Origin of the sequence: Alteromonas antoniana, assembly GCF_019249295.1 — a bacterium.
Taxonomy (GTDB): Bacteria; Pseudomonadota; Gammaproteobacteria; order Enterobacterales; family Alteromonadaceae; genus Alteromonas; species Alteromonas antoniana.
Map to the genome: position 1 here is coordinate 93553 of NZ_JAESDH010000020.1, position 9521 is coordinate 103073.

12 protein-coding genes and 2 tRNA genes are annotated in these 9521 nt (G+C 47.2%); 8 read left to right on the top strand and 6 right to left on the bottom strand.

Annotated elements, in window-relative coordinates:
• Position 1: 1 nt before the first annotated feature.
• Genes lolA through serS form a run of 4 tightly spaced genes read left to right on the top strand, consistent with a single transcriptional unit; the run spans position 2 to position 3617 of the window.
• Positions 2 to 619, top strand: coding sequence for an outer membrane lipoprotein periplasmic chaperone LolA (gene lolA, locus JKP77_RS16325; RefSeq protein ID WP_218312228.1), 618 nt, complete (start codon positions 2 to 4; stop codon positions 617 to 619).
• Positions 619 to 1923, top strand: a complete 1305-nt coding sequence (locus tag JKP77_RS16330; RefSeq protein WP_218312229.1) for a replication-associated recombination protein A — start codon at positions 619 to 621, stop codon at positions 1921 to 1923. The genes lolA and JKP77_RS16330 overlap by 1 nt, the downstream gene beginning before the upstream one ends.
• A gap of 4 nt (positions 1924 to 1927) precedes the next feature.
• Positions 1928 to 2311: a fluoride efflux transporter CrcB gene (crcB, locus tag JKP77_RS16335; RefSeq protein ID WP_218312230.1), complete on the top strand. Its 384-nt coding sequence runs from the start codon at positions 1928 to 1930 to the stop codon at positions 2309 to 2311.
• A gap of 10 nt (positions 2312 to 2321) precedes the next feature.
• Positions 2322 to 3617 carry a serine--tRNA ligase gene (gene serS, locus JKP77_RS16340; protein WP_218312231.1) on the top strand — a complete coding sequence of 432 codons (1296 nt, stop codon included), beginning with the start codon at positions 2322 to 2324 and terminating at the stop codon, positions 3615 to 3617.
• 156 nt (positions 3618 to 3773) lie between these two features.
• Here serS and JKP77_RS16345 read toward each other — a convergent pair whose 3' ends face one another.
• From JKP77_RS16345 to JKP77_RS16365, 5 genes are read right to left on the bottom strand one after another with little or no spacing between them, the layout of a single operon-like run.
• Complete coding sequence (locus tag JKP77_RS16345; protein WP_218312245.1) at positions 3774 to 4121, bottom strand: TusE/DsrC/DsvC family sulfur relay protein; 348 nt, start codon at positions 4119 to 4121, stop codon at positions 3774 to 3776.
• Positions 4121 to 4387: a hypothetical protein gene (locus tag JKP77_RS16350; RefSeq protein ID WP_218312232.1), complete on the bottom strand. Its 267-nt coding sequence runs from the start codon at positions 4385 to 4387 to the stop codon at positions 4121 to 4123. Before JKP77_RS16350 ends, JKP77_RS16345 begins: the two co-directional genes overlap by 1 nt.
• A complete protein-coding gene (tusC, locus tag JKP77_RS16355; RefSeq protein WP_218312233.1) occupies positions 4387 to 4740 on the bottom strand; it encodes a sulfurtransferase complex subunit TusC in 354 nt (117 codons plus the stop codon). The genes JKP77_RS16350 and tusC overlap by 1 nt, the downstream gene beginning before the upstream one ends.
• Positions 4740 to 5129, bottom strand: coding sequence for a sulfurtransferase complex subunit TusD (gene tusD / locus JKP77_RS16360; protein ID WP_218312234.1), 390 nt, complete (start codon positions 5127 to 5129; stop codon positions 4740 to 4742). The genes tusC and tusD overlap by 1 nt, the downstream gene beginning before the upstream one ends.
• Before the next feature lie 49 nt (positions 5130 to 5178).
• Positions 5179 to 5844, bottom strand: coding sequence for a Bax inhibitor-1/YccA family protein (locus JKP77_RS16365; RefSeq protein ID WP_218312235.1), 666 nt, complete (start codon positions 5842 to 5844; stop codon positions 5179 to 5181).
• Positions 5845 to 6083: 239 nt separating this feature from the next.
• Between JKP77_RS16365 and JKP77_RS16370 the strand changes: the two genes are divergently transcribed.
• From JKP77_RS16370 to JKP77_RS16385, 4 genes are all read left to right on the top strand, one after another.
• Positions 6084 to 6175 (top strand) — tRNA-Ser (locus tag JKP77_RS16370).
• Positions 6176 to 6913: 738 nt separating this feature from the next.
• Positions 6914 to 7005 (top strand) — tRNA-Ser (locus tag JKP77_RS16375).
• Between the two features lie 800 nt (positions 7006 to 7805).
• Positions 7806 to 8867, top strand: a complete 1062-nt coding sequence (locus tag JKP77_RS16380) for an acyltransferase family protein (protein ID WP_218312236.1) — start codon at positions 7806 to 7808, stop codon at positions 8865 to 8867.
• A gap of 192 nt (positions 8868 to 9059) precedes the next feature.
• The gene (locus tag JKP77_RS16385) at positions 9060 to 9224 is read left to right on the top strand and encodes a hypothetical protein (protein ID WP_218312246.1); all 165 of its coding nucleotides are present in this window, start codon (positions 9060 to 9062) and stop codon (positions 9222 to 9224) included.
• A gap of 1 nt (position 9225) precedes the next feature.
• Here JKP77_RS16385 and JKP77_RS16390 read toward each other — a convergent pair.
• Positions 9226 to 9521: IS30 family transposase (locus JKP77_RS16390; RefSeq protein ID WP_218312237.1), on the bottom strand; the 296-nt coding region annotated here is incomplete at its 5' end.

Here is a 9521-nt window from a genome sequence, read left to right on the forward strand (position 1 = left end):
TATGAAAAAAGCGATTTTTGTCATGCTCAGCCCACTGCTGCTGAGCTCAGTAAGTATACAGGCTGATGAACAGTCAGAAGTGGCATTGAAGCGCCTGTTATCTGACATGACACATTACGCCGCGAGTTTTCAGCAAACCGTATCTGATGAGGCCGGCGACGTTGTTCATGAAGCCACTGGCACACTGACGATGACACGCCCGGATAAACTGCGCTGGGAAACGGCGTTTCCCGATGAGACCTTACTTATTGCTGACGGCGATGTGGTCTGGAATATTGATACCTTCGTTGAGCAGGTGACTATTATCGATCAGTCACAGGCAATTGCTGACAACCCGGTAATCTTACTGACCAGCAATGACCCGGCAATCTGGGATGATTTTACTGTCACCGAAGGTGCTGAGGGTAAATACACGGTGAGGCCAAAGAAAGATGATGGTCAGATCCAGTCACTGACCATGCACTTTGACAACCAGACGCTGGCCTCGCTGACAATGCTCGATGCGCAGTCACAGACCAGCAATCTGGTGTTTTCCTCTGTTAACGTAACCGATGAGCCTGACAGTTCATTATTTACTGTCTCAATACCTGATACCTACATGATTGACGATCAGCGGTAATGGCGCAGAACGATCTCTATGCACCGCTGGCAGCGCGCATGCGGCCGACTGCCATTGATGACTATGCCGGACAACAGCATTTACTGGGAGAGGGAAAGCCGCTTCGCAAAATGCTTGAGTCCGGTCACTGCCATTCAATGGTTCTGTGGGGGCCGCCCGGAACTGGCAAGACCACACTAGCCGAACTAATTGCGCATTACACCGATGCCAATGTTATCCGGTTATCAGCAGTAACCTCGGGGGTAAAAGAGGTTCGCGCTGCCATGGAGAAGGCCGAAGCCGATGCGCGGTATCAGCAGCGAACACTATTATTTATTGATGAGGTCCATCGTTTTAATAAAAGCCAGCAGGACGCCTTCCTGCCGTTTGTAGAATCCGGCACGGTCACGTTTGTTGGCGCGACCACGGAAAACCCTTCCTTTGAGCTGAATAATGCCTTGTTAAGCCGTGTACGCGTTTATGTTCTGCAGGCTTTGGATACGGAAGCGCTGAACGGGGTACTGGAACGTGCGCTGGCAGACAATGAGCGGGGCCTTGGTGACAGAAACCTGTCTATTGAATCCGATGCCAGAGCAGCATTGCTTGACCTATGCGCAGGTGATGCAAGACGTCTGCTGACCTATCTGGAGCTGGCATCGGATTTTACTTCCGAAAATACCATCACCCTGAAAGACATCGAGCAGGCCGTGGGTGAAAAGATTGCCGCCTATGACAATAAAGGTGATACCTTTTACGATTTGATTTCCGCATTTCATAAGTCTGTCAGAGGGTCTGATCCGGACGCTGCACTCTATTGGTATGCGCGGATTTTGCACGGCGGAGGCGACGCGCTTTATGTTGCCCGGCGATTGCTGGCTATCGTGTCAGAAGACATTGGTAATGCGGATCCGCGCGCAATGCAACTGGCAATAAACGCCTGGGATACATTTCATCGGGTTGGCCCTGCTGAAGGCGAGCGCGCGATTGCGCAAGCGACCGTTTATTGCGCGCTGGCCGCGAAAAGCAATGCAGTATACAGCGCGTTTAGTGCCGCAAAGGCGCTGGCAAAACAAACAGGCGATCTTGGTGTTCCTAATCACCTTCGTAATGCACCGACGAAACTCATGAAGGAAATGGGGCACGGCGAAGATTATCGTTATGCGCACAATGAACCTAACGCATTTGCTGCTGGCGAGTGTTATTTCCCTGAAAGTCTGTCTGGCACGCGGTTTTACGAGCCGAATGAAAGGGGACTGGAAAAAGCACTTAAAGCCAAGCGCGATTACCTCGACTCACTGAATCAACATAGCAACAGGAAACGATAAGGACATGTCACAGGGTGTTTTAGTGTATTGCTATATTGCCATCGGGGGGGCGATAGGGGCCTGTCTTCGATATTTCATCACTACTGGTATCGATTCGTGGTTTGGAAAACATATCCCCTTTGGTACACTTACCGTCAACGTGCTTGGCTCATTCAGCCTGGCTTTGTTGTATGGGTTTATTGAACGTCACGAACTGGCTGACTCACCGTTTCGGGCACTGCTTGGCGTTGGTCTGCTGGGAGCTTTTACAACGTTTTCAACGTTTTCCATCGAAACCCTCACGTTACTGGAAAACGGGCTCTGGATAAAAGCCATTGCCAATATTTTTCTGAACGTCAGCGCTTGCCTCCTGGCAGGCTGGCTGGCCATTGAATTAATGAAAGGATAAGAAGAAACACATGTTAGATCCGAAGTGTTTACGTACCGATATTGATACCACTGCAGAGCGATTGGCGAGCCGGGGCTTTACTCTGGATGTTGATGCGTTCAATAAGATGGAAGAGAAACGCAAGTCTTTGCAGATTAAAACGCAGGATCTGCAGAATGAGCGTAATGTAAGAAGTAAATCCATTGGTAAAGCAAAAGCACAGGGTGAAGATATTGCTCCGTTACTTGCTGAAGTGGGCAAACTGGGTGATGAACTGGATGCTGCAAAGTCTGAGCTTCAGATTGTTCTTGAAGAAATCACCAGCTTCACACAAGGGATCCCTAATTTACCGGACCCCTCTGTACCAGCAGGAAAAGACGAAGAAGATAATGTCGAAGTAAGCCGCTGGGGCTCGCCAAGAGAATTTGATTTTGAAATCAAAGACCATGTGGATCTTGGTGAGGGACTGAACAAAGGTCTGGATTTTGAAGTTGCGACCAAGCTTACCGGTAGTCGCTTTGTTGTGATGCGCGGGCACGTCGCCCGTCTTAATCGAGCTATTGCTCAATTTATGCTGGACGTTCAGACCGGTGAAAATGGTTATCAGGAAATGTATGTTCCTTACTTGGTAAATCACGACAGCTTGTACGGTACCGGACAACTACCGAAGTTTGGTGAAGATCTTTTCCACACCAAACCGGCCACAGAAGAAGGCCAGGGGCTGTCTCTGATACCGACGTCTGAAGTACCACTGACAAATATTGCCAGAGATGAAATTCTGGACGAGAAACTGTTGCCACTTAAGATGACGGCGCATACTCCGTGTTTTCGTTCAGAAGCGGGCTCGTATGGGCGCGACACCCGAGGCTTAATCCGCCAGCATCAGTTTGATAAAGTCGAAATGGTACAGCTAGTGAAGCCGGAAGATAGCTTTAATGCGTTAGAAGAAATGACATCGCATGCCGAAAGTATTTTGCAGAAGCTGAATCTGCCATATCGAAAAGTGCTGCTGTGCACTGGCGATATGGGATTCGGTGCCGCGAAAACCTACGATCTGGAAGTCTGGCTGCCGGCCCAGAATACATATCGGGAAATTTCATCATGCTCAAACATGCTGGACTTCCAGGCTCGCAGAATGCAGGCGCGTTATCGCAATCCGGAAACCAACAAACCTGAGTTACTGCATACGCTTAACGGTTCCGGCCTGGCAGTGGGCAGAACATTAGTTGCCGTGCTTGAAAACTTCCAGCAGGCTGATGGTAGTGTGATTATTCCTGAAGTGTTGCGTCCGTATATGGGCGGAGTTGATGTTATCCGGCCTGCGTAGGTTATAAGGATACCAAGGAAGTATAAAAAGAGGCGATTGACGCCTCTTTTTTTGTTTAACAGAAATGATTACGTAGAATTCACAAAAGAGTCTGGCAAAACTCACGTTGGGAAGATTCAGACCTAATGGAAAGGTTGAGGACCAAATATTATGTTATTACAGGCACTTGGCTGGTTTGGGAAGCCCTGCCAGCTTGGTTGCCTGTTTCGCTGGGCCCTTCTTAAACAAGCGATGTAGGTAGCGGCTATTGCCTTTTTCCGGCCCGTATTTCGCCGCCATGGCTTTCACTAATGCGCGGATGGCGGGGCTGGTGTCGTATTCCAGATAAAATTCCCGCACGAAACGAATCACTTCCCAATGCGCGTCGGTTAGTTCGATATTTTCCGCGTCAGCCAGTACCGGTACCATCGCCTCAGACCATTGCTTATGATCCAGCAGATACCCGGCCTTATCTGTAGCGATAGATTGCCCTTCAAAAGTAAAGCTGTAATTAGCCTCTTCCATTAAAACGTCGCCCATGTTGAATTTGTAGCGCCCTCTATCCAGTCTGAAAGCGAGCAGGGAGTAACAAGAGAGCCCAGCGTCACGCCAAGCTGCTGAGATTCGGTAACAACAACGTATACATTATTCAGCAATGCCAGTTTTTCTGCTTCTGTCTGAGTCAGGTAAAGGCCATTACCACGTAACAGAAACCGGGTAGTGTCAGGCATATTGGATAACAGCGCCCACATGTTTTCACCGTAGTGAGACTGGGTTAACACGATATTCATTAAAACCTCACAACGTGATCGCTTTGACAAAGCATGTCGGACATTGTATCCGTATCACACAGTGTAATGTCGTGTTCGATTTCAGCCGGGCTAATGTTACGTTTAACAAGGCTCGATTTGCAGCAGAGTAACGTTTCTATATCAAAAAAAGGCAGCGATTTAAGCCGCTTTTCGTGATTTTTTATGCCTTCAACCGGTTGCTGCTTTGCCAATAGCTGAAAAACTCCGTCTTCCATAAACAGCAAGCTGACATCGTGTCCATAGTTTGTTGCCCCCATCGCGAAATCCAGCGCATCCTGGGCTAGTACGCCATTATAGGGGGCAGTTGTCATACATACGGTTATTTTGGCCATCAGAACTGCACCAAATTATCGCTTTGATGAAGCAACGTGAAAAATTCACCAAGTCCTGTGTCAGTAAAGGGCGCTTTTAAGTTATAACTGCTTTCATCCAACGACGCCGCCTCCTGCTTACTTAATATTCCTCTGCGGATTGCTGCAGTAGCGCAGACAATTAGCGGTACCGCAAAATCTTCTGCGAGCTTTGTCCAGGCCTGATATGAATTGCGTTCATCAGATGGTGATGTCATCAGGCAGTTCGCATGATAAACACCATCCTGATAAAAGAAGATTTGATCGACAGTGTGATTCGTCTGAATAAGTTCACGGCAAAACTCCGTAGCCTGATAAGCACTGTCAGAAGTAGACGGGGCAGAGGTGATAAGAATTGAATACGATGCCATAAAAACAAAAACACCCCGAATCCGGGGTGTTTTTCCTTAACTTTCGCGATTAATCGTCGCCGCCAAACGCACCCAGCAGATGCAGGATAGCGGTGAACAGGTTGTAGATGTTCAGGTACAGCGACACAGTAGCGCGGATATAGTTGGTTTCACCACCGTGGATGATTCGGCTGGTATCATACAGGATGAAACCAGACATGATGAACACGATGGCTGCACTTATTGCCAGACTTACCGCCGGAACCGCAAAGAATATGTTTGCGATAGCTGCAACCAGTACCACAACAAGACCAACGACCAGGAAGCCTCCCATGAAAGAGAAATCTTTCTTGGTTGTCAGCGCATAACCTGATAGTGCAAAGAATACCAGTGCAGTCGCACCCAGCGCTTCCATAATAAGGCCCGGACCAGCAACGCCGAGATAAAAATTAAGGGTGTAGCCAAGTGACGCGCCCATCAGACCCGTGAAAAGGAATACCCAGTAAATTCCAGACGCTGTTTCTGCCTTACGTTGAATGACGAAAAGAGTAATAAATGCGCCGATAGTCATCACCAACGACATGATAGGCGAGATACCTACTGCCATTGCGATGCCCGCACACACGGCACTAAATGCCAGTGTCATTGCCAGCAACATGTAGGTGTTACGTAACACCTTGTTTGTTTGCAGCACAGACGATTGAGATGCACTAGAATACACCGAACGCTGTTCCATTATTTCCTCCAACAGGACTTAGTAATTGACCAAAATGGTAAACTATTATTTAGTGTCTTTGTATGGGTTTTAGTTCCCAATTTCAAGCGGTTTCGATCAAAATAATCATCAAGCGTGCAATTCATAGACGAGTATGACGGTTTCATCGCCTTTTGTTTATTTGGCAAGCACTTAGCCAGTGTTTTTTTAATTAAGGCTTTACAGTCATAAAAAATTCATTAAGATACGCAGCACTTCTCGGAGAGTTGGCAGAGTCCGGTTGAATGCACCTGACTTGAAATCAGGCGAAGGGTCAAACCTTCCGGGGGTTCGAATCCCTCACTCTCCGCCACATTCCAAAAAAGCCCGCACTTGTTGCGGGTTTTTTATTGCCTGAAGAAAACTGACTCACTTTCCTGTGAGGGTGAGAAGCCCCGCAGGCTCGACAAACCGGCAGGACAGCCGGTTTGCACGCATGTGCGCCCGAAGGGCGAGGGGCAGGGATGCCCCGAGTGAATCCCTCACTCTCCGCCACATTCCAAAAAGCCCGCACTTGTTGCGGGTTTTTTATTACCTGAAAGAAACTGAGTTATTTTACCGTGAGGGTGAGAAACCCCGCAGGTTCGACAAACCGGCAGGATAGCCGGTTTGCACGCATGTGCGCCCGAAGGGCGAGGGGCAGGGATGCCCCGAGTGAATCGCTCACTCTCCGCCATATTCCAAAAAAGCCCGCACTTGTTGCGGGTTTTTTAATGCCTGAAGAAAACTGACTTATTTTCCGGTGAACGTGAGCCCTCCGCTGGTTCAACAAAATGAATCCGTAGCTGGCTCACGAGATTACTATCCTTCGAATCATTCCTTGAAAAACTATGGGATACGCTCGCACCAGACTGAATACTTTTCTGATTTCACTCCTGAATCAACTAACAGAAATGCTTCCTACCTTATTTATCCCTTCTGAAAAAACGTAACAAACGGGCAAAAAGTGAGCTTTTAAAGCTATTTTGTTTATCAATTCATCATTTAAATCCGTATTGAAAATTATTGCTTTACAGCCAAAAAAATTTCATTAAGATACGCAGCACTTCTCGGAGAGTTGGCAGAGTCCGGTTGAATGCACCTGACTTGAAATCAGGCGAAGGGTCAAACCTTCCGGGGGTTCGAATCCCTCACTCTCCGCCATATTCCAAAAAAGCCCGCACTTGTTGCGGGTTTTTTAATACCTGAAGAAAACTGACTCACTTTCCTGTGAGGGTGAGAAGCCCCGCAGGTTCGACAAACCGGCAGGATAGCCGGTTTGCACGCTTGTGCGCCCGAAGGGCGAGGGGCAGGGATGCCCCGAGTGAATCCCTCACTCTCCGCCATATCCCAAAAAAGCCCGCACTTGTTGCGGGTTTTTTAATACCTGAAGAAAACTGACTCACTTTCCTGTGAGGGTAAGAAGCCCCGTAGGTTCGACAAACCGGCAGGACAGCCGGTTTGCACGCATGTGCGCCCGAAGGGTGAGGGGAAGGGATGCCCCGAGCGAATCCCTCACTCTCCGCCATATTCCAAAAAAGCCCGCACCTGTTGCGGGTTTTTTAATGTCTGAAGAAAACTGAGTTATTTTACCGTGAGGGTGAGAAACCGCAGGTTCGACAAACCAGCAGCATAGCTGGTTTGCACGCCATGCGTCCGAAGGACAAGGGAAATGAAGTCTCTCAATTATTACCACTTGCTTATTTTCCTTCCAGCTGATCCCGGTAAGTGTTTTGAATATTAATTTTATACACACTATTAAGGTTTTCTTAATAATACCCATCCTTCACTAGTAGTGAAAGCTTAGTCTTGACAATCAAAGTTGCTAATTAAGTATAAATTTTAGCTGCTTAACCCTGCTAATAATTACCAACGCTAAACAGTTAGTCTTCTATTTTTAATTTTACTTTATTTAATTTACGAGGTGCGTAGTATAAAAAGTAACCATGTCGGAGACCTAGCAAATGGATATGCAACCTGACCGTTCTCAAATTATCGCTATACAGTATTTACGTGGAATAGCTGCACTTATGGTAGTAGTGCACCACGCTCGAAACCCCAAACCCTGGTTGTACAACCCTTTAGAACACTATCAGGCGTTCGCGTGGGGGGTAGATATATTCTTTGTTATCAGCGGCTTTATTATGTATCTGGTAGCCAGAAACGATAACCCTCTCACTTTTTTGGAAAAAAGAATAATCCGAATCGTACCTCTCTATTGGGCAACGACATTGTTTCTCTTACTATTAAGTGTCCAATTTAAAATTTGGACGCTTGACCAGAACACCCTCATACATGTGTTGCAATCCTTATTCTTTATCCCACATTACAGCCCAACCGTGCCGGACCGTATATGGCCTTTCTTAATACTTGGCTGGACATTGAACTACGAAATGCTGTTTTACTGCATATTTGCTTTAGGATTACTGTTTCGACAAACGTTAGCTGTCTCGTTAGTGTCTATAATCTGTCTTGCATTTGCAGGCGTATGGTTAACTTCTGACAGCGCGCTCCTTACCGCCTACACACAGCCCATAATCCTAGAATTCATTGCGGGTATGCTTATCGCAAGCTTGTATGTAGCTAAAACGCTGAGCCCAAAGCTTGGGGGCTTGGCACTTGTTGGTTTTGCAGGTTTGATGAGTTTGCCTGCATTTGGCTACTCAGAGGATGCTACAGTGGTAATGGCCGGGCGAATCGTTTCCAGCGCGTTAATTGTGTTTGGGACTGTTAGTGTCGGAAGCCGTCTGGGTTTCAGTAAACTTTTCCATGAGATAGGGAATGCAAGCTACTCTATATATCTTACACATGGCATCGCTTTGGTTATTTCTAATGTTGTATGGTCAAAAGTCCCAATTACTGGCTGGCTGCAGTTTGGCGGAAAGCTCATTATTGCGCTTGTTATAAGCATAATGACGGGGATCGCAATATACTATTATGTAGAGAAACCCTTGTTACGTTGGTTAAGAAGCAGAAGTAAAAATATCAAAGGCCGTTTTGCTCACCTTAGAAAACGTCTGGTTTAGTCTGTTTGTCGCGCTTTATTACTATGCTTGAGAGAACGCATAGGGCGCTTTATGGTGATCTCGCTACAAAAAGTCAGTGTAAAAAGAAACAACATCGTCTTTGTATTATCACTTGAATAAATCGACCAGCCACGAGCCGGCAATATGTTATGTGACAGACGAAATCAGTAACGTTCCCCTCAGGAGTAAACAATGTCGCAGCCGCACAGCCCATTGCTAAGGGAGGGCACCGTTGAGTTAAAACGCCAGGAAATTCTTGAATTCTTCTTGGACTCTTTTGAAAAATACGAATCTCTTTTTTCAACACTGGCAACAGATGAAGCCGCGGATTCAACTCCGAAGTGCACCACTCGCTAAATTAAGCTGTTCTTCGTAATTCATTGAAGACCACCGATGGTTGTTTAAACCCAAGGCATTTTCTCGGTCTCGCATTCAGCGCACGCTCAACATCAGCAACCTGTTTGTCCGTCACCGTCCGCAGGTCTGTCCCTTTTCGGATGTACTGTCTCAGCAGTCCGTTGAAGTTTTCGTTCAGTCCGCGCTCCCATGATGAGTATGGGTTAGCGAAGTAGATATCCGTTTTCAGCTTATCCGCGACCTGTGTATGAGCACAGAATTCCGCCCCGTTGTCGGCGGTAATCGTGCGGACATGGC